The sequence below is a fragment of the Streptococcus mitis genome, assembly GCF_047460035.1.
Lineage (GTDB): Bacteria > Bacillota > Bacilli > Lactobacillales > Streptococcaceae > Streptococcus > Streptococcus mitis_DW.
Genome location: NZ_JASHHB010000005.1, coordinates 20,335 through 41,458, shown reverse-complemented (window position 1 = coordinate 41,458; position 21,124 = coordinate 20,335). Strand labels below are relative to the sequence as shown.

At 39.4% G+C, this 21,124-nt stretch carries 16 protein-coding genes; 7 read left to right on the top strand and 9 right to left on the bottom strand.

Annotation, left to right across the window (positions count from 1 at the left end; all coding sequences use genetic code 11):
* Window positions 1-80: 80 nt before the first annotated feature.
* The 5 genes from QM956_RS05310 to QM956_RS05290 all read right to left on the bottom strand — a co-directional run bounded on the left by QM956_RS05310 (window position 81) and on the right by QM956_RS05290 (window position 5,541).
* Window positions 81-1,067, bottom strand: a complete 987-nt coding sequence (locus QM956_RS05310) for a LacI family DNA-binding transcriptional regulator (protein ID WP_049510888.1) — start codon at window positions 1,065-1,067, stop codon at window positions 81-83.
* A gap of 9 nt (window positions 1,068-1,076) precedes the next feature.
* On the bottom strand, window positions 1,077-1,877 hold the full coding sequence (locus tag QM956_RS05305) for a DUF1189 domain-containing protein (RefSeq protein ID WP_261034467.1): 801 nt from the start codon (window positions 1,875-1,877) through the stop codon (window positions 1,077-1,079).
* 145 nt (window positions 1,878-2,022) lie between these two features.
* Window positions 2,023-2,865 (bottom strand): sugar ABC transporter permease, encoded by an 843-nt coding sequence (locus QM956_RS05300; RefSeq protein ID WP_001065648.1) that lies wholly within the window; start codon window positions 2,863-2,865, stop codon window positions 2,023-2,025.
* Between the two features lies 1 nt (window position 2,866).
* Window positions 2,867-4,159, bottom strand: a complete 1,293-nt coding sequence (locus QM956_RS05295) for a sugar ABC transporter permease (protein WP_000414956.1) — start codon at window positions 4,157-4,159, stop codon at window positions 2,867-2,869.
* Window positions 4,160-4,269: 110 nt separating this feature from the next.
* Complete coding sequence (locus QM956_RS05290; protein ID WP_000095466.1) at window positions 4,270-5,541, bottom strand: extracellular solute-binding protein; 1,272 nt, start codon at window positions 5,539-5,541, stop codon at window positions 4,270-4,272.
* 478 nt (window positions 5,542-6,019) lie between these two features.
* On the opposite strand from QM956_RS05290, the gene malQ reads away from it, so the two are divergent.
* From malQ to QM956_RS05275, 3 genes are all read left to right on the top strand, one after another.
* Complete coding sequence (gene malQ / locus QM956_RS05285) at window positions 6,020-7,537, top strand: 4-alpha-glucanotransferase (protein ID WP_125454821.1); 1,518 nt, start codon at window positions 6,020-6,022, stop codon at window positions 7,535-7,537.
* Window positions 7,538-7,562: 25 nt separating this feature from the next.
* Window positions 7,563-9,821, top strand: coding sequence for a glycogen/starch/alpha-glucan family phosphorylase (gene glgP / locus QM956_RS05280; protein ID WP_000950172.1), 2,259 nt, complete (start codon window positions 7,563-7,565; stop codon window positions 9,819-9,821).
* 397 nt (window positions 9,822-10,218) lie between these two features.
* Entirely contained in the window at window positions 10,219-10,425 is a 207-nt protein-coding gene (locus tag QM956_RS05275; protein ID WP_033630792.1) for a hypothetical protein, read from the top strand.
* A gap of 222 nt (window positions 10,426-10,647) precedes the next feature.
* On the opposite strand, the gene QM956_RS05270 is transcribed toward QM956_RS05275, so the two are convergent.
* A protein-coding gene (locus QM956_RS05270; protein ID WP_414302300.1) for an IS3 family transposase occupies window positions 10,648-12,041 on the bottom strand; the annotation gives its coding sequence in 2 pieces (ribosomal slippage) (window positions 10,648-11,579 and window positions 11,579-12,041; 1,395 coding nt in all).
* A 268-nt stretch (window positions 12,042-12,309) separates the two neighbouring features.
* Window positions 12,310-12,951, bottom strand: a complete 642-nt coding sequence (locus tag QM956_RS05265) for a hypothetical protein (protein ID WP_049547225.1) — start codon at window positions 12,949-12,951, stop codon at window positions 12,310-12,312.
* A 174-nt stretch (window positions 12,952-13,125) separates the two neighbouring features.
* Here QM956_RS05265 and QM956_RS05260 point away from each other — a divergent pair, with 174 nt between their 5' ends.
* Window positions 13,126-13,341 (top strand): hypothetical protein, encoded by a 216-nt coding sequence (locus QM956_RS05260; RefSeq protein ID WP_049547226.1) that lies wholly within the window; start codon window positions 13,126-13,128, stop codon window positions 13,339-13,341.
* Window positions 13,342-13,693: 352 nt separating this feature from the next.
* Here QM956_RS05260 and QM956_RS05255 read toward each other — a convergent pair whose 3' ends face one another.
* Window positions 13,694-14,542 carry a putative RNA methyltransferase gene (locus QM956_RS05255; protein WP_414302299.1) on the bottom strand — a complete coding sequence of 283 codons (849 nt, stop codon included), beginning with the start codon at window positions 14,540-14,542 and terminating at the stop codon, window positions 13,694-13,696.
* A gap of 257 nt (window positions 14,543-14,799) precedes the next feature.
* On the opposite strand from QM956_RS05255, the gene QM956_RS05250 reads away from it, so the two are divergent.
* Entirely contained in the window at window positions 14,800-15,078 is a 279-nt protein-coding gene (locus QM956_RS05250) for a DUF6110 family protein (protein ID WP_000910910.1), read from the top strand.
* Between the two features lies 1 nt (window position 15,079).
* Window positions 15,080-17,143, top strand: a complete 2,064-nt coding sequence (locus QM956_RS05245) for a heavy metal translocating P-type ATPase (protein WP_414302298.1) — start codon at window positions 15,080-15,082, stop codon at window positions 17,141-17,143.
* A gap of 77 nt (window positions 17,144-17,220) precedes the next feature.
* Here the strand turns inward: QM956_RS05245 and tyrS are convergent, their stop codons facing one another.
* The gene (gene tyrS / locus QM956_RS05240; RefSeq protein WP_414302297.1) at window positions 17,221-18,477 is read right to left on the bottom strand and encodes a tyrosine--tRNA ligase; all 1,257 of its coding nucleotides are present in this window, start codon (window positions 18,475-18,477) and stop codon (window positions 17,221-17,223) included.
* A 141-nt stretch (window positions 18,478-18,618) separates the two neighbouring features.
* On the opposite strand from tyrS, the gene pbp1b reads away from it, so the two are divergent.
* A complete protein-coding gene (pbp1b, locus tag QM956_RS05235) occupies window positions 18,619-21,081 on the top strand; it encodes a penicillin-binding protein PBP1B (RefSeq protein WP_414302296.1) in 2,463 nt (820 codons plus the stop codon).
* Window positions 21,082-21,124: the final 43 nt, after the last annotated feature.

Here is a 21,124-nt window from a genome sequence, read left to right as displayed (position 1 = left end):
AATATTCAAATATCGCCCTATAAGTTAGATTTTCTTCACCTAACTTATAGGGCGATATTTGAATTATTCGGAGCTGGTTTTTATTTTTCGATAATTTTGTGGGCAATCAACTGGCGATAACAAATTTGTTTATTGCTTTTAGCATCATTGATTATCTGGAGGATAGTTTCAAAGGAAACACGACCAAGCTCCAAACTATTGATATCAACATAGGCCGCCAAGTTGAGCTTGGGATTGACTGAGTCGAAGCTGAGGACAGGGACATCCAGTTGGTGTTTTGCGATGTAATCACAGACCCCTGCAGCAAGGAGACTATCAATGGTAATAATAGCGTCAATATTTGAATCGTGTTTGAAGAGAAGTCTACTAAAGCGATAACCATTATCTTCAAGAAATTCAGTAGCAAAGCAAGTCAGATTAGTATCGAGAGGAAGTTGGTGTTGTTTTAGAGCCATCTCGTAACCTGTCAGACGGTCTTGTGTTACGAAGAGTCGCTTAGTACCTCCGATAAAGGCAATTCGCTTGCAGCCTTTTTTGATGAAATACTCTGTCGCATCAAAACCAGCTTGGACATTGTCATTATCGACAAGTGGAATGAAGGGAGATAGAGATTTACCTAAGATAAGGAAAGGAAATTGCTCGTCTGCTACTAACTTAACCAAAGGGTCCTCTTCTTGGGCATAGAGGAAAATCAAACCATCTACACGCTTACCATAGACCATCTGAGAAATAGCTTTAAGGCGCTCTTTTTCATCTTTACCTGTTGCAATCTGAATGGCATAGTGGTTTTCAGATGCGACTTGGGCGATACCACGGAGGACAGATGGGAAGAAAGGATTTTGATAGAAGGCGTCTGAGTCGTCAGGAAGGACCAAGCCGATAACTTGGGTATAACTGCTTACCAAACTACGAGCGTTGAGGTTGGGGTGGTAATTAAGCTCCTTCATAGCCTTGCGAACGCGTTTTTTTGTTTCGTCGCTAATGGTTGATTTGTTTTGAATAACACGGGTTACGGTTGAAGGCGAAACACCAGCAGCCTTGGCCACGTCTTTAATCGTAACGGGCATAAAAATCTCCTATTTATGATAATCTGGATCACGGAAATGCGTTTTATAAAAGATAGTGACCAGATACAGAACAAAAAGAATGTTTTGTACAGTAATGAGAGTTGTCATATTTTGACCAAAGAGTCCCAAAATAAGCGTAATTAGAGTTGGCAATCCTAAACAGTTCAAGATAAAATGGTAGCACTCTTTAAAGGTTCTAAATGAAAAGAGGCGTGATTTCTTAGTGATATAAAGGAGAAGACTAGCTCCTAGAGAGACAATGAAGAAATTCAAACCAAAGAGGAAGCTGGCACCGAGAACTAGAAAGAGACTGATATAGACACGATTCTGCTGGTACCAGTCTTTAGAAATGGCTTGGGTCAAGCTGTCTTTACTTTTGAAACTCTCAGTCTCAATCGCCCGGTAAGAGATACGGGTCAATTCCTTGCTTTCCTTGCTGATGACGAGCTCATTCGTATCGAAATGCAGTTGCAAGTCCTTAGGTAATTCCTTGCTTTGACTTGGACCGATTAAAAGAGAAGGGGCTTGACTAGCTGTTCCTGTATAAGTTAATTTGCCATCAACAATTGTAGCGTGTTCAGAGAGATCCTGTACAACCTTATCTGTCAATGGTTCATAGACATTATCGATAAAGGTTTCTAGCGGATAAGTCTCCTGCGAGCTGTTTTGGATGGCAATAGGTACCATAGACAAGCTGATAAGGAAGATACTGGTAAAGAGTAGTTGAAACCAGTTGAGCCCGAAACGTTTGGATAGGGGCTTACGAAATCCCCAAATACTTGAAAAATAAGAAAATGGATATGGAAGCATAGGTATCTTTCTAAAAGGTGTTTTCTATATGAGTATTATTATATAGAGAAATGCGCTTTATTTCAAGTCTAGGAGAAAAATTGCTTGTTGCAAGGATAGTTTTATAGTCACAAGCTTCAAAATGAAAAAGGGTGGCGGGGATATATTATCCCTTGTCGCCACCACTTGTAAGTCCTGAAACAAAGTTCTTTTGTAGGAAGAAGAAGAGAATACAGATTGGAAGGGCGATGAGGATAGCACCTGCTGAGAAGTAGGCGATCTTCATGTTTTTCACATTGCTAACGAAGGTTTGGAGACCTACGGCAACAGTAAAGTATTCTTTCTCACGAAGCAAGAAACTAGAGAGGATGTAGTCTCCAAAAGGTCCCATGAAGGCCCAGAGAGCTTGTACGGCAACCATTGGGCGAACAAGTGGAAGAACAATTTGCCAGAAGCGGCGGAAGTGTCCTGCACCGTCTAGTTTTGCAGATTCGTCTAGAGACATTGGCACTGTATCGAAGTAGCCTTTCATGAGCCAAGCATTCATCGGTATACCTCCACCAACGTAGAGGAAGATGAGGAACCAGCTGTGGTTAAGGGCGTTCAACATAAGCGCCATAACGAAGAAGGCTGTCAAAGCGGCCATGGTTGGCACCATTTGGATAATCAAGAAGAAGACCAAACTTTGTTTACGAGCCAAGAAGTTGTAACGGCTGTAGGCATAACCAGCAAGTACGATGATACTTGTTTGAACAACCATGGTAATCAAGGCGATAATCAAAGTATTGAGGTACCAAGTACCGTACAAGGTTTCAGTGAAGAGGCCTTTAAAGTTATCAAAATTGAGGTCGATATTAGTATCTAGTTTAAAGGCTGAGACGTTACCTGCTTTAAAGGCTGACATGATGGTAATCAAAAGTGGATAGATAATCACGATTGATAGGCCAATTAAGTAGAGGTAAGTAAGGGTTTGAGTCAGTCTACGTTTGAGTTTAATTGAGTTATTCATCTTAGACGTCCTCCATATCAAATGCGTGTAGTTTCTTGAATGCAATCATAGAGATTGAGATGACAATGATAGAGATAATCAAGGTAACAGCTGCCGCCATTGAGTATTGAGGAGATGTACCTGTTGTCAAACGGTAGATCCATGAGATCAAGATATCGGTTGAACCAGCTCCACCTCCGACACTACCAGGTCCTCCACCATTGAAGAGGTACATGATAGAGAAGTTGTTAAAGTTGAAGGTGTATTGGCTGATCAAAGTAGGTGCCGCAACGGCCAAGATCATTGGGAAAGTGATGTTGCGGAATTTTTGCCAAGCATTGGCACCGTCAATATAAGCTGCTTCGTAAAGGTCGTTAGGAATAGATTGCAAGATACCCAAAGTTAAAACGTAGATATATGGGAATCCAAGCCAACCTTGCATCATAATCAAGGCAATTTTTGTCCAAGTTGGATCTGTTTTCCAAGGAATAAGAGCACCATCAAGGAAAGGAAGGAATTTAGCCAAGATTGGCAAGACTTGAGTGTTGATGGCTCCGACACTATCGTTAAACATGTTTGAAAATGTCAAGATAGTGATGAAGGCTGGGACAGCCCAAGGAAGAAGGAAAATAACACCAAAGATACGTTTTCCTTTGATAAATGGTTGGTTAGCAATGATAGCTGTGAAGATACCGATTACGATTTGTAAAGTTGAGGCAGCCAAAGCCCAGATGATAGTCCAAGAAAGAACGGCACCGAAGGCAGAACGGAAGGTACTCAAACTCCAGATGTTTGTAAAGTTCGTCAAACCAACCCAGTCCAACAATTTGTTTGGTGGCAAGTGTTGGAAGTCGTAGTTAGTAAAGGCAATCATCAAGGTTACGATAACTGGGAAGATAATCGCGAAGGTCATGGCAACATAAGATGGAATAATCAAGAGGTAAGGGAAGCCATTTTCATAGATTCCTTTGACCATTTCTTTAAAGGTAAGTGCTACTGGAATACCATTGTTAATGTGTTTAGCAGTTGTATGTGCATCTTTGATATTTGCGAAATAAAAGAGTACATAAACAACTACAAAGATTAAATGGAAGGCACCACGAATCAGCATGAAGAGGGAATTATCACGACCTGGCTTGTCACCAAGAGTGATGAGGTTGCTCAATTCAGGGGCTGCAAGTGCTAGGAAATAAAGGACAAATACGATGGTTACACCAAGGAAGATAAAACCTTTGGCCTTTTGTTTATTGTAAATCTGTCCTAACCCAGGAATGATAGACAGCAGGGCTGCTTTACTAGGTTGTTGCTTTTCCATAATAACTCCTTTCATAGGATACTGGTTTCTAATTAAAACCTAAACTATATATGTTTTCTATTGATAAATTCAAAGGGGGATTTGAATTCCACCCCCCTTGAACAAATTTTTTATTCACCAAATTTTTGTTTGATTGTTTCTTTGATCAATGTTACAGCATCGTTAGCAGCTGTTTTAGCATCTTTCTTACCACTTACAGCTTCAAACAACATTGTTTTAGCTGGGTCCCAAACAGCTGACATTTGAGAGATGTTTGGCATTGGTTGAGCGTTCTTGAACTGTTTGATAACAGCTGTTGTCAACTCATCATTTTTACCTTCAGCGTATGAACGAGCTTCAGTGTTAGCTGGGATTTCATTAGTTTTATCGTAGAAGGCTTTTTGTTGTTCAGTTGAAACAAGGAAGTCTACAAATTTTTGAGCAGCTTCAAGGTTCTTAGTGCTTGATGGGATGATCCAAGCTTTACCACCACCAAATGCTGCGTAGTCTTTTCCGTTTGGAAGAGTTGGGATAGTTGCAACACCGTAGTTTACTTTAGCGTCTTTGAAGGCTTGAGCTTTCCAAGGTCCATCGATGATAGCAGCTGTTTTACCTTCTTGGAATTGAGTTTGGATTAGGTTTCCAGCTCCTTCAGTATCTTGCATACCTTTAGGCCATTTTTCATACCAAGTTTTAGCGTATTCTACACCTTTGATAGCGCCGTCGTTTGCAAGACCGATGTCTTTAGCGTCTTTACCGTTTTGTCCGAATACGTAACCGCCGTTACCAGCAAGAAGTCCGTATGCAAAGTAGAAGTTTGTCCAGTCAGCTAGGAAAGCAGAAGTTTTTCCATCTTCTCCAGCGAATGCGTATTTGCTATCTTTAGCAAGGTTTTCCAAGTCAGCAAATGTTTTTGGAGCTTCTTTTACCAAGTCTTTGTTGTAGTACATAACAAGTGACTCGATAACGGCAGGAGCACCGTAAACTTTACCGTCAGCAGCTGTTACAAGAGATTTAGTTTTATCATCTGTTTTAGCACCGTCGCTCAATTTCACTTCTGAAAGTTGTCCGTCAGTACCAAGGCTACCTACACGGTCGTATGGAGCCATCATAACGTCAGGAGCTTGACCTGATTGGTTGTCAAGAGAAAGTTTGTCAAGCCCACCCATTTGGTCACCAGATTTGATGTTAACTGTTGTTCCTGATTGTTCTTTATAAGCTTTAGCTACTGTTTCAGCATAAGCTTTGTATTGGTCCTCAACGTAAAGAGTGATTTCTTTCGCTTCAGATGAACCAGAATCAGCAGGTTTATCAGCAGTTTTGCTTCCGCAAGCTACCAAAAGCAAGCTAGCAAGTGTAGCAGTTCCAAGCACAGCAGCGCTCTTCATGAATTTAGATGACATAGTGTATTCCTCCTAAAGAATAACAAAATTTATAATGAGGAAACGCAAACGTTTTCCTTTATGGGACTAGTATAGCACAATCGGAAAGCGGTTGCAAGTGTTTTTTGTAAAAATTTTTAAAAAAATTGTGAAAAAAGTAAACGCTTCATCGTCATATAATAGTAGGAAATCCCAAAAATCGGTTTTGTTTTAAATTTAAAAAAAGTTGAGAAAACGATTGCCTAATTTACAAATGGAAAGCAGGGAGGATTCTCACTTTATTTTTACTTAATGAGATAAGTGAAACCCTTATTCCTATTTTGTTTGTTTCCTGAAAGAATATATATACGAGTAAGAAGAAAAAATTTTTAAAAAATAATCAAAAAAGTTATTTAAAACCGCTTGCATTTATTAAGAAAATAAGCTATACTAGTAATAGCGCAAACGTTTGCGCTCATAAAAATGTAATATCTAACTATAAACACATGAGGTGCTTATTATGAAAAAACGTCAAAGTGGTGTGTTGATGCACATTTCTTCTCTTCCAGGAGCATACGGAATCGGATCATTTGGTAAAAGTGCTTACGACTTCGTTGATTTCTTGGTTCGCACAAAACAACGTTACTGGCAAATCCTTCCACTAGGAACAACTAGTTACGGAGACTCTCCTTACCAATCTTTCTCTGCCTTCGCAGGAAACACTCATTTTATCGATTTAGATATCTTGGTAGAACAAGGCTTGTTGCAAGCAAGTGACCTTGAAGGGGTTGACTTTGGTAGCGATGCATCTGAAGTTGACTATGCGAAAATCTACTATGCACGTCGTCCTCTTTTAGAAAAAGCGGTAAAACGTTTCTTGGAAGTGGGAGATGTTAAAGATTTTGAAAAATTTGCTCAAGACAACGAATCATGGCTTGAACTCTTTGCAGAGTATATGGCTATCAAAGAGCATTTTGACAATCTTGCTTGGACTGAATGGCCAGATGCAGATGCTCGTGCTCGTAAAGCTTCAGCACTTGAAAGCTACCGTGAGCAATTGGCAGACAAGTTGGTTTACCACCGTGTGACTCAATACTTCTTCTTCCAACAATGGTTGAAATTGAAAGCTTACGCTAACGACAACCACATCGAAATCGTTGGAGACATGCCAATCTACGTAGCGGAAGATTCAAGCGATATGTGGGCAAATCCACATCTCTTCAAGACAGATGTCAACGGTAAGGCTACTTGCATCGCAGGATGCCCACCAGATGAATTTTCTGCAACTGGTCAGCTTTGGGGTAACCCAATCTATGACTGGGAAGCAATGGACAAAGATGGTTACAAATGGTGGATTGAACGCTTGCGTGAAAGCTTCAAAATCTACGACATCGTTCGTATCGACCACTTCCGTGGTTTCGAATCTTACTGGGAAATCCCTGCTGGTTCCGATACAGCAGCACCTGGTGAGTGGGTGAAAGGTCCTGGCTACAAGCTTTTTGCAGCCGTTAAGGAAGAACTTGGTGAGTTAAACATCATCGCAGAAGACCTTGGTTTCATGACAGACGAAGTTATCGAATTGCGTGAACGTACGGGCTTCCCAGGAATGAAGATTCTTCAATTTGCATTCAACCCAGAGGACGAAAGTATCGATAGCCCACACTTGGCACCTGCTAACTCAGTTATGTACACAGGAACACACGATAACAATACGGTCCTTGGTTGGTACCGTAACGAGATCGATGATGCAACTCGTGAATACATGGCGCGCTACACTAACCGTAAAGAATACGAAACAGTGCCACATGCTATGCTTCGTACAGTCTTTTCATCAGTTAGCTTCATGGCAATTGCAACTATGCAAGATTTGCTAGAATTGGATGAGGCAGCTCGTATGAACTTCCCATCTACCCTTGGTGGAAACTGGTCTTGGCGTATGACTGAAGATCAATTGACACCAGCTGTCGAGGAAGGCTTGCTTGACTTGACAACAATCTATCGCCGAATCAATGAAAATTTGGTAGAATTAAAGAAATAATACAATATCAGGAGACACCTTAAACATGTTATCACTACAAGAATTTGTACAAAATCGTTACAATAAAACCATTGCAGAATGTAGCAATGAAGAGCTTTACCTGGCTCTTCTTAACTACAGCAAGCTTGCAAGTAGTCAAAAACCAGTTAACACTGGTAAGAAAAAAGTTTACTACATCTCAGCTGAGTTCTTGATTGGTAAACTTTTGTCAAACAACTTGATCAATCTTGGTCTTTACGACGATGTTAAAAAAGAACTTGCAGCTGCAGGTAAAGACTTGATTGAAGTTGAAGAAGTTGAATTGGAACCATCTCTTGGTAATGGTGGTTTGGGACGTTTGGCTGCCTGCTTTATCGACTCAATTGCTACTCTTGGTTTGAACGGTGACGGTGTAGGTCTTAACTACCACTACGGTCTTTTCCAACAAGTTCTTAAAAATAACCAACAAGAAACAATTCCAAATGCATGGTTGACAGAGCAAAACTGGTTGGTTCGCTCAAGCCGTAGCTACCAAGTGCCATTCGCTCACTTCACATTGACATCAACTCTTTACGATATCGATGTACCTGGTTACAAGACAGAAACTAAGAACCGCTTGCGTTTGTTTGACTTGGATTCAGTTGATTCTTCTATCATCGAAGATGGTATCAACTTTGACAAGACGGACATCGCTCGCAACTTGACTCTTTTCCTTTACCCAGATGATAGTGACCGTCAAGGTGAATTGCTCCGTATCTTCCAACAATACTTCATGGTTTCAAACGGTGCGCAATTGATCATCGACGAAGCAATCGAAAAAGGAAGCAACTTGCATGACCTTGCTGACTACGCAGTTGTCCAAATCAACGATACTCACCCATCAATGGTTATCCCTGAATTGATCCGTCTTTTGACTGCACGTGGTATCGAGCTTGACGAAGCAATCTCAATCGTTCGTAGCATGACTGCCTACACTAACCACACAATCCTTGCTGAAGCCCTTGAAAAATGGCCTCTTGAATTCTTGCAAGAAGTGGTTCCTCACTTGGTACCAATTATCGAAGAATTGGACCGTCGTGTGAAAGCAGAAGTGAAAGATCCAGCTGTTCAAATTATTGACGAGAGTGGACGTGTTCACATGGCTCACATGGATATCCACTATGGATACAGCGTTAACGGGGTAGCAGCGCTCCACACTGAAATCTTGAAGAACTCTGAGTTGAAAGCCTTCTATGACCTTTACCCAGAAAAATTTAACAACAAAACAAACGGTATCACTTTCCGTCGTTGGCTCATGCATGCTAACCCAAGCTTGTCTCACTACTTGGATGAGATTCTTGGAGAAGGTTGGCACCATGAAGCAGATGAGCTTGAAAAACTTTTGTCTTATGAAGACAAAGCAGCTGTCAAAGAAAAATTGGAAAGCATCAAGGCTCACAACAAACGTAAATTGGCTCGTCACTTGAAAGAACACCAAGGTGTGGAAATTAATCCAAACTCTATCTTTGACATCCAAATCAAACGTCTTCACGAGTACAAACGCCAACAAATGAACGCTTTGTACGTAATCCACAAATATCTTGACATCAAAGCTGGGAACATCCCTGCTCGCCCAATCACAATCTTCTTTGGTGGTAAAGCAGCTCCAGCCTACACAATTGCTCAAGACATCATCCACTTGATCCTTTGCATGTCAGAAGTTATTGCTAACGATCCAGCAGTAGCTCCACACCTGCAAGTAGTTATGGTTGAAAACTACAACGTTACTGCAGCAAGCTTCCTTATCCCAGCATGTGATATCTCAGAACAAATCTCACTTGCTTCTAAAGAAGCTTCAGGTACTGGTAACATGAAATTCATGTTGAACGGAGCCTTGACTCTTGGTACTATGGACGGTGCTAACGTGGAAATCGCTGAGTTGGTTGGAGACGAAAACATCTACATCTTTGGTGAAGATTCAGAAACTGTTATCGATCTTTACGCAAAAGCAGCTTACAAATCAAGCGAATTCTACGCTCGTGAAGCTATCAAACCATTGGTTGACTTCATCGTTAGCGATGCAGTTCTTGCAGCTGGAAACAAAGAGCGCTTGGAACGTCTTTACAATGAATTAATCAACAAAGACTGGTTCATGACTCTTCTTGACTTGGAAGACTACATCAAAGTCAAAGAGCAAATGTTGGCTGACTACGAAGATCGTGACGCATGGTTGGATAAAGTTATCGTTAACATTTCTAAAGCAGGATTCTTCTCATCTGACCGTACAATCGCTCAGTACAACGAAGATATCTGGCACTTGAACTAATACTCTTCGAAAATCTCTTCAAACCACGTCAGCGTTGCCTTGCCGTAGATATGGTTACTGACTTCGTCAGTTCTATCCACAACCTCAAAACACTGTTTTGAGCAACCTGCGGCTAGCTTCCTAGTTTGCTCTTTGATTTTCATTGAGTATAAGATACAAGATTTAGACTAATACACTTTCCTATAAAGCGAATTTCGATTGAAATTCGCTTTTTTGAATGCTGTGGATTTGAGCCAATCTTGTCTTAAAAAGAGAGAAATCATAGACACATTGAACGTTTAAAAAGTTGGTTTTACTGTCTTTCAACCTCATGCTTCTTCGTAGTTGCTTACCTCATATTTTTTGTATTCGCTTACATAAAGTGTTATAATATAATTATAGGAAAGAAGGTGTTTTTATGTGGAAAAAATATTTTTCAAAATATAGATGGACTGATTTATTTTGGATTCTATTTGTTATTTTAACATGCCTCTTGGCGGGTAATAGTAATCTTTACCCCCTTACCCATCAAGAAATCTCTTATCATGGGTGCTTATCGGGAATTACACTTGCCTTATTTCACTTGCTATTTATTGATAAGTTTGTTATCTCGAATCGAAAATAAAGATTAGGGCTATGCTTGGCTGTGTACTTTTAGGATTGATTTTTGGGGGAAGATTTTGTCTCTATTATTTATTATTTTAAATTTGTTTATCTTGTACAAGATCTATTCTTTGAGGCGGGAGAAATCAAAATACTTGATTTATACGGCCTATATCATATTTGGGGTAAATGTAATATATGGTATTCAATGGTTATTAAGAGAACTGGTTTCAAAGATTTCCACTTAATGTGTATAGAAACTCCAGTGATTTTTGCATAACAAAACGCATAAGATTAAGGATTTAGTTCTGTATTGCACAGGACTGAGTCCTTTTAGTTTTACCTTAATTCGTTTGTTGTTGTAGTAATCAATATAGTCTACAATAGCTTGTTCCAAGTGTTCAAGTGACTGAAACGTATTCTCATAACCATAAAACATTTCAGACTTAAGAATGCCAAAGAAAGATTCCATCATACCGTTATCTGGACTATTTCCCTTACGTGACATAGATGGTTGGATTCCCTTATTCTTTAAAAAATGATGATAGAAATCGTGTTGATATTGCCAGCCTTGGTCACTATGGAGAATCGTATTCTCGTAGCGCTTCTCTGTGAATGCTTGTTCCAACATTGTTTTTACTTGTTCTAAGTTGGGTGAAGTTGAAAGATTATAGGCGATAATTTCGCTATTAAAGCCATCTAAAACTGGTGATAAGTAAAGCTTTTGAGCGCTTGCTGGAATGGCAAATTCTGTCACGTCCGTATAACACTTTTCCATTGGTTTAGCTGCTTCAAATTGGCGTTGAATAAGGTTGTCTGCTTTCTTGCCAACATCTCCTTTATGAGAAGAATACTTGCGTTTCTTGCGGATTCTAGCTTGTAAATTGAGCACTTTCATCAAGCGTTGAACTCTTTTATGATTGACCACATAACCACGATTTCTTAATTCTAAATGGATTCGACGATAGCCGTAATTTCCTTTTTGTTCGGTAAAAATAGCTTGAATTTCAGCTTTAAGCTTTTGATCCTTATCTGGTTTGTCTAGCTGTTTCAAATGATAGTAGTAGGTCGAACGAGCGAGTTTAATGGTTTTTAGAAGAATATCTAACGAAAAATCAGTGATTAATTCTTGAACAATTTCTGTCTTTCTTCTTTCTCTTTTTCCTCCTTCAAGCGGAGTTCTCTCAACTTTTTTAGGACAGCATTCTCCGCTCTCAGATACTCGTTTTCTGCTTGAAGTCGTTCTAACTCTGTCATCTCTTCGGGTTTCTTCTTTGGTTTACGTCCCATTTTAGGTACTCTCCCTCTTGTTTTCTCAACAATAGTATACCCGTTTTTCTTGTATTGTGCCATCCAATTTGGAAGCATACCACGATTTGGGAGAGCATATTCGAGAGAAACTCTATCTTGAGACCAGTTTTCATGTAGGACTTTATCAATCATTTCTTGTTTTAATTCAGGAGAATAGTAACGATTTTTTTCTTTTTTGACGAACTCTATTCCATAACGATCAATCAATTTAATCATGTACCTAATATTAGAATTGTTTATCCCAAATTTATTTGAAAGCTTCTCTAAGCTATATCCTTGTTTTCTAAGTTCATAGATCTGAACTTTATCATCATAAGTTAATTTCATAATAAAAACACCCCAAAAGTTAGATTTTTTCTGTCTAACTTTTGGGGTGCAGTTCATTCACTAAATTACCGTTTTTTTATTTAAATTCTATTAACTACCTATTACTATTAATTACCCTGAGGCCATCGTTTATAAATTGACCCAAAACGTCAAGTCCGTTATAAATAAAGAGTCCTAAAATTATAGATGAAATAATAATACTTGCACAAATAAAATATGTACGTTTTTTTTCATTCATAATATCGACTACCTCCTAAGTTAGTATAGACTAATAGTTGTATAGACTAATAGTTCCGTTTTGATTAAATGGAACTCTATAATATGATGTACCTCCAATAGTACCTCCAAATGTAAATCCAGCTCCTAACAACTCTGCTTTAACTTGAGCTGAACCACTACTGTTTATAGCTGCTGTTAAAGTACCATTATAAGCATACTTTATACTTGTTGTGGGGTATCCTTTTGGAGACCAAACATCAACGTTTTGTCCTTCAATATATGTGTTTGTAATAGAATTTGTTATTCCTAAGTAATAACCTTGAACTGAGTTAATCTGACGGAAAGAACCCTCATTATATAATTCAATGTTTACACTTAATTGAACTGTAGTTCTAGCAAATGTTGCACTTCTTTTTAATGTGTGTGAAGTAACTGTAGATCGAGAGAGATCTGGAATAAATTCAATAGTTTCAACAACCTTTCCAGTATCACTATCAATAACAGTTGCAACTTCGTTGAATCCTGATTTCGAATATACTACTTCTGGATTAGGGATATTGTAATCCTCAACAGTAAATTGCAGTTCGTTGAATTTTATAACAAGGTCATTAGTGGTATCGGCGTTTACAGAAATAGGCAAATAAAACAATGCTAAACAACTAAATAATAGAGTAATTAGTATTTTTTTCATGATAATGATCACCTACCATTCTTTCATAACTAAGTTGGATATTAAGAGTTGATAATTATAGTTTGTACATTGGAATCATCTGCTTTCTTATAGGAATATTAATTGAATAAGGCAATTTCTTTTTATTTGTATTCGCTTACATTTTATCATATAATGTTATTGTAGTCAAGAAAAATGTGTTATTATGTTAAAAAATATTTTTCAAAATATAAATGGACGGATTTATCTTGGATTCTATTTGTTATCTTAACATGCCTCTATATAGGTAACCACGATTTGTTTCCTCTCAATCATCAAGAAATCTCTTTTCGTGGTAGCTTGTGGGGGTTGTTACTGGCATTATATCACTTGTTATTTATTGATAAGTTTGTTATCTCGAATCGAAAATAAAGATTAGAACTATGCTTGACTGTGTACTTTTATGATTGATTTTGGAGGAAGATTTTGTCTCTATTATTTATTATTTTAAATTTGTTTATCTTGTACAAGATCTATTCTTTGAGGCGGGAGAAATCGAAATACTTGATTTATACGACCTATATCATATTTGGGGTAAATGTACTATATGGTATTCAATGGTTATTAAAAGAATTGGTTTCAAATATTTCCTCTTAATATGTATAGAAACTCCAGCGATTTTTGCATAACAAAACGCATAAGATTAAGGTTTTATCACCTGTTCTTATGCGTTTTTGTAATATTGGAGATTTTCGGTAAGTTGTCTGCTTTTGGGAAGTCTAGTTTAGAATACTTTCCCAACCAGAATCTCAGCCTCAATAGTAATCTCTGTCAGTTGGCTCCAGTCAATCTTAGTCTGGTCGATGTGAAAGAGTAGGGGCGTCATGCTGAGTAGGGCTTGGAGTTGCTCTGCTGTGATAGTTTTAGTCAGAGAGGCAGTTTGGCTAGATAGGATGGTAAAGTGTTCCTGGAAATGTTCCTTGATATCTTGATTAGAATAATCCTTGTTTGTTAGCTGGTCTTGTACCTTCTGACGGATTTCCTTGAGGTGATTTTCAGTTGGGATAACCTTTATCAAGATACCGTCTTTGGATAAAACGCGATGAAATTCTCCATAGTTGGCAGGTGAGAAGATATCAAGCAGGATATCCATGCTGGCGTCTTTTATAGGAAGACGAGCTAAGTCACCCACAAACCAATTGACTGCCCAGTTGGGTTCACTCTTGGCAGCGATTTGGACGGAATCTTTGGAGATGTCGAAGGCATAGAAGGTTTTGTCAGAGTAACTTTCTTGGAATTTACGAGAGTAGAAACCTTCACCACAACCGATATCCAAAATTGTTGAGGTAGTTTTTGAGCTTGCAAGCAAGTCAGATACAGCCTCTAAAATAGCTTGGTAAAAGCCGGCTTCTAGGATTTCTTGGCGGTTTTGAAAATTTTCCTTGTCGTAATTAGCGGATTGCTTGATTTGGGGCGCCAGATTGACATAGCCGAATTTTGACAGATCAAAAGAATGGTGATTGCTACACTTGAGACTGCTAGCTACTAGAGTTAGCTTTTCTTGACAGATGGGACAGGCAAAGGCAGTAGCAGAAGCAAAACGTTGAAGTTTGGGTTTGAGATTTGTATTCATAGTTTAAGTGTATCAAAAGAGGCAAATGAAAGCAACTTTAGGAATAAGTAGATGGGAGATTCAGTAGAAATAAAACTAATACTCTTCGAAAATCAAATTCAAACCACGTCAACGTCGCCTTGCCGTACTCAAGTACAGCCTGCGGCTAGTTTCCTAGTTTGCTCTTTGATTTTCATTGAGTATAATTCTCCAATTTATGAAATGACATTGCTTTTATATCTAAATTGCTATATAATAATGATAAGGAGGAAATAAGTATGTTAAAAGAAGTACTAACCGTCGCAAAAGTTGCGAAAAAATCATCACTCTTTTTGGGTGGTGTCGCATTTGGTACCCTTGGTTTGAAAATCTTGGCAAGTAAGGAAGCTAAAAAAGGTTATTCTAAAGCTTTGGCTAAGGCTTACAAGTTGAAAGACGGGCTAGATGCATCTGTTTCTGTTGTGAAACAACATGGAGACGATGTCTTGCAAGATGCCAAATATTTGTACGAGCAAGAGAAAAAAGAAGAGCAATTAGATAGCCTTATAGGAGAATAATATGTCTTTTAAAGTGCTACATAGAGGATACCAACATATCCGACTATCATCTTCTTTTTCACTCACCTTGGATATTCAAGACTATCTTCGTTCCTTGGCGAGAGATGAAAAGGGGATTGAGTCTATCCAGTTTTACATGGATCAACAGCACTTTACTCTACGTATAAAAGAAGGCTTTTCTGTATTAGATAATGCAGAAGCCTTTTTAAAAAGAATTGATAAAGGGAAAGTTTCTGAGTTGATGACTCTTCCCATTCGTAGAGAAGAGAGTGCTTATTCTATTGTTTCAGGTGCAGCGATTAAGCGTATGATTTTTCGTAGTTTTGTGCCGTATCCTATTCGCTATATATGGACTTGTTATCAGGCTTTGGGTTATGTTAGAGAAGCCTATCAGACCCTAGCGCGTAAGGAACTAACGATGGAGGTCTTGGACTGTTCGGCGATTTTATTGTCCTTGTTTATGAACCAATCCAAGACAGCTAGCAATATCATGTTTATGCTTGATTTGGGAAATCATTTAGATCAGTGGTCCTTGAAAAAAACTGCAACAGATTTAGAACAAAGCCTTCTTGCAAAAGAGAGCGATGTATTCTTAGTACAGGGGGATATGGTTGTTAGTATCAAGAGTTCCGATGTTCAAATAGGAGATGTCTTGGTCCTATCTCAAGGAAATGAAATTCTGTTTGATGGACAAGTAGTTTCAGGTTTAGGTATGGTCAACGAAAGTTCCTTGACGGGAGAGAGTTTTCCAGTTGAAAAAAGAGAGTCTGATTTGGTTTGTGCAAATACAGTATTAGAAACCGGAGAGTTGCGCATTCGTGTAACCGATAATCAGATGAACAGCCGGATTTTACAGCTGATTGAGTTGATGAAGAAATCTGAAGAAAACAAGAAAACGAAACAACGCTATTTCATCAAGATGGCGGATAAGGTCGTCAAATATAATTTCTTGGGGGCTGGGCTGACTTACCTATTAACAGGTTCTTTTTCTAAGGCTATTTCTTTCCTATTGGTCGATTTCTCCTGCGCTTTGAAAATCTCTACTCCTGTAGCTTATTTAACAGCTATCAAGGAGGGGTTGAATCGTGAAATGGTGATTAAGGATGGGGATGTTCTGGAGAAATATCTGGAAGTTGATACTTTCTTGTTTGATAAGACGGGAACAATCACAACTAGTTATCCTATAGTTGAAAAGGTGTTACCTTTTGGGGACTATAGTGAGGAAGATATTCTCAGAATCAGTGCCTGTCTTGAGGAACACATTTATCATCCTATTGCTAATGCCATCGTCAAGCAAGCTGAGATAGAGGGGATTGAACATGAGGAAATGCATGGGAAACTCCAATATATTGCAAGCAAGGGGATCAAATCTCATATAGATGGGCAACCAGTTCTTATTGGGAATTATGTCTTGATGCAGGATGAGCAGATTCATATCAGTTCAGAACAAAATGCTTTAATTGAAGAGTACAAGAGTCACTACAATCTCTTATTCTTGGCTTATCAGAATGAATTGATTGGAATGTTCTGCATTCATACTCCTTTGAGAAAAGAAGCCAAAGCAGCCTTGGAGCAACTTAAGGCACAAGGGAAAAAATTGATTCTGGCAACAGGGGACACCTTGGTTAGAACAGAGGAATTAGTCAAAGATTTGCCCTTTGATCAGGTCTATACAGACTTGAAACCTGATGGAAAATTTGAGTTAGTAGAGGAACTGCAGAAAGCAGGTCACACTATTTTGATGGTTGGAGATGGATTGAATGACTCAGCGGCTCTAACCCTATCAGATATCGGTGTGGTGATGAATGAGAGTGCAGATATTTCTAAGCAGATGAGTGATATCTTATTGTTAGATAATCGCTTGGATTTCTTCCAAGAGTTGGATTCGCTATCATCATCTTTGCAAATACTCATCAAGAAGAATATTCAAGATACCGTTGTCGTAAATAGTAGTTTGATTGGCTTTGGCTTATTTAATTGGCTCAGTCCTTCAAATCTCTCTATCTTACATAATCTAACAACCTTGCGCATTGTACTGCGTAGCCTGTCTATTAAAAATAGATAGATGAGAGTTATTAACAGCAAAAAGGAGTTACCTTTCTCGAGGTTAACTCCTTTGTTTATAGATAAATGTTGAATAGTTTAGTAAGTCAATACAAAGTATTTTTTCTTACCGCGACGGATAACAGTCAGTTCGTTCTCAAGCTTATCTGCGTCACTTAAGACATAGTCAAGGTCTTGGATGCGGTCACCGTTTACGTAGATAGCTCCATTTTGTACATCTTCACGGGCTTGGCGTTTTGAGTTAACTACACCAGATGAGACGAGCAGTTCCACAATATTGTGGTTTTCGTCTACTTGTACTTGGTGGTTTGGCACACCACGAAGTCCTTGTTTGAGCTCTTTAACAGAAAGGTTTTTGATGTTTCCTGCAAAGAGTTGCTCAGTGATGTTGAGGGCTTCTTTGTAAGCTTCTTCGCCGTGAACAAGTGTAACGACTTCACGAGCCAAGACTTTTTGTGCCAATCGTTCGTGTGGAGCCGCTTCAAATTGTTTACGGATGTCTTCAATCTCATCAAGTGACAAGAAAGTAAAAATCTTCAAGAAGCGAACAGCGTCTGCGTCCATAACGTTCATCCAGAATTGGTACATTTCGTATGGAGAAGTCTTTTCAGGATTGAGCCAGACTGCGTTTCCTTCTGATTTACCAAATTTCTTACCAGTTGCATCTGTGATAAGCGGAACGGTGATAACGTGTCCAGTTTTGTCAGCCTTACGACGAAGTAATTCGGTACCAGCTGTCATATTTCCCCACTGGTCAGAACCACCGATTTGAAGCGTTACGTTGTGGTCTTGGTTAAGGACGAAGAAGTCGTAACCTTGCATGATTTGGTAAGCAAACTCAGTGTATGAAATTCCTGTTTCAATCCGTTTTTTCACAGACTCCTTGCTCATCATGTAGTTGACAGTAAAGTATTTTCCGATATCACGGAGGAAGTCAATGAAGCTGATGCTGCCAAACCAGTCGTAGTTGTTGACCATGACAGCCTTGTTTTCACCATTTTCAAAGTCAAGAAAACGAGAAAGTTGTCCTTGGATAGACTTGACCCAGCCATCTACTGTGTCTTTTGTTTGGAGACTACGTTCAGCATCTTTGAAGGACGGATCTCCGATGAGACCTGTAGCACCGCCAACGAGCGCATAAGGTTTGTGGCCTGCTAGTTGCAAGCGACGACTTGTCAAGATTGCGACAAGGTGGCCTAGGTGAAGGCTGTCAGCAGTTGGATCGTAGCCAGTATAATAAGAAACTTGACCTTCTTCTAGGGCTTTACGCAAAGCTTCTTCATCAGTCGTTTGAAAAATCAAACCACGCTCTTTTAGCTCATCAAAAATGTGCATGTGTCTTTTCTCCTTTTTAAAAATATTGTTTCTACCTATTGTATCACAAACTTGGGCAATAGCCTAGTAGAATAGGGAAGAAAGTGGCTATTTTATTGAAAGTTTACCTTTTATGGTATAATAGATAGAGTGAGGAAATCCATGCAAAATCAATTAAATGAATTAAAACAAAAAATGCTGGAATTTTTCCAGCTAGTAAAATCAAAAATAAATCATAAAAAATCAGAGAAAGTCTCAGAAGAGAAGCAGTCGGATGGGACAGGTGGGAAAGTTCTGGCTATCCTAGGTAGCATTTTAGTTGTTATCAAAGGAATTTTGAATACTCTCTTTATTCTAGGCTTTATCGGTGGGCTTTTTGGTGCTGGTGTAGCTCTTGGTTATGGAGTTGCTTTGTTTGACAAGGCCAAGGTTCCCCAATCGGAGGACTTGGTCAAGCAGGTTAAAAATATTTCTTCCATCTCAGAAATTGTTTATGCAGATGGGAGTGTCATTGCTTCTATCGAGAGCGACCTACTGCGAACTTCTGTTTCATCTGAGGAGATATCAGACAATCTCAAAAAGGCTATCGTTGCTACTGAGGACGAACATTTTCTTGAACATAACGGGGTTGTGCCAAAAGCTGTGATTCGGGCGACTTTGGGAACCTTTGCAGGTTTGGGTTCATCTAGCGGGGGCTCGACCTTGACCCAACAGTTAATCAAGCAACAAGTGGTCGGAGATGCTCCGACTTTGGCTCGTAAGGCTACAGAAATTGTCGATGCCCTTGCCTTGGAACGCAGTATGAGCAAGGATGAAATCTTGACCACTTATCTCAATGTCGCTCCCTTTGGTCGAAATCATAAAGGACAGAATATTGCAGGTGCTCAGCAAGCTGCTGAAGGGATTTTCGGTATCGATGCCAACAAGTTGAGTATTCCTCAAGCCGCTTTCTTAGCAGGTTTGCCACAGAGTCCGATTACTTATTCCCCTTATGAAAATACTGGAGAGTTAAAGAGTGATGAAGACTTAAAACTTGGTTTGAAGCGGGGCAAGGATGTTCTCTACAACATGTACCGTACGGGTGCTCTGACTCAGGAAGAATACGACCAGTACAAGGATTATAATCTCAAACAAGATTTCTTGCCATCAGGAACTGTCAATGCTGTTTCGAGAGATTATCTTTACTTTACGGCTATGGCTGAAGCGACAGACCGTATGTATGATTATTTAGTTCAACAGGACAATGTCTCTAGTCAGGAGTTGAAAAAGGAAGCGGTTCAAAAGGCCTATCATGAACGAGCTGAGCAGGAGTTAAGTAACGGTGGCTATAAAATCACGACAACAATCAATAAAAAAATCCATACTGCCATGCAAAATGCAGTTGCTAACTACGGTCGTTTGGTAGATGATGCGACTGGGCAGCCTGAAGTAGGGAATGTTTTGATGGACAATAAAACGGGGGCTGTTCTAGGCTTTGTTGGTGGTCGTAATTACCAGACTAACCAAAACAATCACGCCTTTGACACTAAGCGCTCGCCAGCCTCTACAACCAAGCCTTTGTTGGCCTACGGGATTGCCATTGACCAAGGTTTGATGGGAAGCGCTAGTATCTTGTCCAATTATCCGACAAAATTCTCTAATGGAAATCCTATCATGTATGTAAACAGTCCAGGTACAGGCATGATGACTTTGGGTGAAGCCTTGAACTATTCGTGGAATATCCCAGCCTATTGGACCTATCGTATGCTTCGTGAGAAGGGTGTAGATGTCAAGGGTTACATGGAGAAAATGGGTTACGAGATTCCGGAGTACGGTATCGAAAGTCTGCCTATGGGTGGTGGGATTGAAGTCACAGTTGCCCAGCATACCAATGGTTATCAAACAATTGCCAATAATGGTGTCTACCATCAGAAACATGTGATTTCTAAGATTGAATCATCTGACGGTAGAGCAATTTATGAATTCCAAGACAAACCAGTTCAAGTGTACTCGAAGGCAACGGCAACAATTATGCAGAGTTTGCTTCGTGAGGTGATTTCATCTCGGATCACTTCAAGTTTCCAAACGGATTTGGCTTCTATCAATTCAAGCTTAGCTCGTGCAGACTGGATTGGTAAGACTGGTACAACCAATGAAGATGAAAACATGTGGCTCATGCTGTCAACACCAAGATTGACTCTAGGTGGTTGGCTAGGGCATGATGACAACCGCCCAATGGCTAAGGGGGCTGGGCATTATCGAAATGCCAAATATATGGCTTACTTGGTCAATGCCATCCAACAGGCTGAGCCTGGTGTTTGGGGCAATGAACGCTTTAATCTTGATTCTAGTGTGACCCAATCTCAGGTCCTCAGATCTACAGGACAGAAGCCAGGCAAAGTATCCGTTAATGGAAAAACAGTGGATCTTTCAGGTTCTACTGTAACGAGCTATTGGGCTAATAAGGCGGGAGCTCCTACTACAAGCTATCACTTTGCTATTGGAGGAAGTGAAGCAGATTATCAAAATGCTTGGTCAAGTATTATTGGTAGTTTCTCATCTACACCAAGTTCAAGTAGTAGCTCAAGTAGTAGTTCTAGCAGTGCATCAAGTTCATCATCTACACAACCAAATAGTAGAAGATAGGAAAGTGGCATTGATTGCCACTTTTTTCTTTTTCCCTTTCGTG

Excerpts from the sequence above, each read along its gene's own strand:
- QM956_RS05310 (WP_049510888.1), bottom strand. The coding sequence starts at position 1,067 with ATGCCCGTTACGATTAAAGACGTGGCCAAGGCTGCTGGTGTTTCGCCT.
- QM956_RS05260 (WP_049547226.1), top strand. The coding sequence starts at position 13,126 with ATGTGTTATTATGTTAAAAAATATTTTTCAAAATATAAATGGACGGAT.
- QM956_RS05295 (WP_000414956.1), bottom strand. The coding sequence starts at position 4,159 with ATGGAAAAGCAACAACCTAGTAAAGCAGCCCTGCTGTCTATCATTCCT.
- QM956_RS05255 (WP_414302299.1), bottom strand. The coding sequence starts at position 14,542 with ATGAATACAAATCTCAAACCCAAACTTCAACGTTTTGCTTCTGCTACT.
- glgP (WP_000950172.1), top strand. The coding sequence starts at position 7,563 with ATGTTATCACTACAAGAATTTGTACAAAATCGTTACAATAAAACCATT.
- pbp1b (WP_414302296.1), top strand. The coding sequence starts at position 18,619 with ATGCAAAATCAATTAAATGAATTAAAACAAAAAATGCTGGAATTTTTC.
- QM956_RS05290 (WP_000095466.1), bottom strand. The coding sequence starts at position 5,541 with ATGTCATCTAAATTCATGAAGAGCGCTGCTGTGCTTGGAACTGCTACA.
- QM956_RS05300 (WP_001065648.1), bottom strand. The coding sequence starts at position 2,865 with ATGAATAACTCAATTAAACTCAAACGTAGACTGACTCAAACCCTTACT.
- QM956_RS05250 (WP_000910910.1), top strand. The coding sequence starts at position 14,800 with ATGTTAAAAGAAGTACTAACCGTCGCAAAAGTTGCGAAAAAATCATCA.
- malQ (WP_125454821.1), top strand. The coding sequence starts at position 6,020 with ATGAAAAAACGTCAAAGTGGTGTGTTGATGCACATTTCTTCTCTTCCA.
- tyrS (WP_414302297.1), bottom strand. The coding sequence starts at position 18,477 with ATGCACATTTTTGATGAGCTAAAAGAGCGTGGTTTGATTTTTCAAACG.
- QM956_RS05265 (WP_049547225.1), bottom strand. The coding sequence starts at position 12,951 with ATGAAAAAAATACTAATTACTCTATTATTTAGTTGTTTAGCATTGTTT.
- QM956_RS05305 (WP_261034467.1), bottom strand. The coding sequence starts at position 1,877 with ATGCTTCCATATCCATTTTCTTATTTTTCAAGTATTTGGGGATTTCGT.
- QM956_RS05245 (WP_414302298.1), top strand. The coding sequence starts at position 15,080 with ATGTCTTTTAAAGTGCTACATAGAGGATACCAACATATCCGACTATCA.
- QM956_RS05275 (WP_033630792.1), top strand. The coding sequence starts at position 10,219 with ATGTGGAAAAAATATTTTTCAAAATATAGATGGACTGATTTATTTTGG.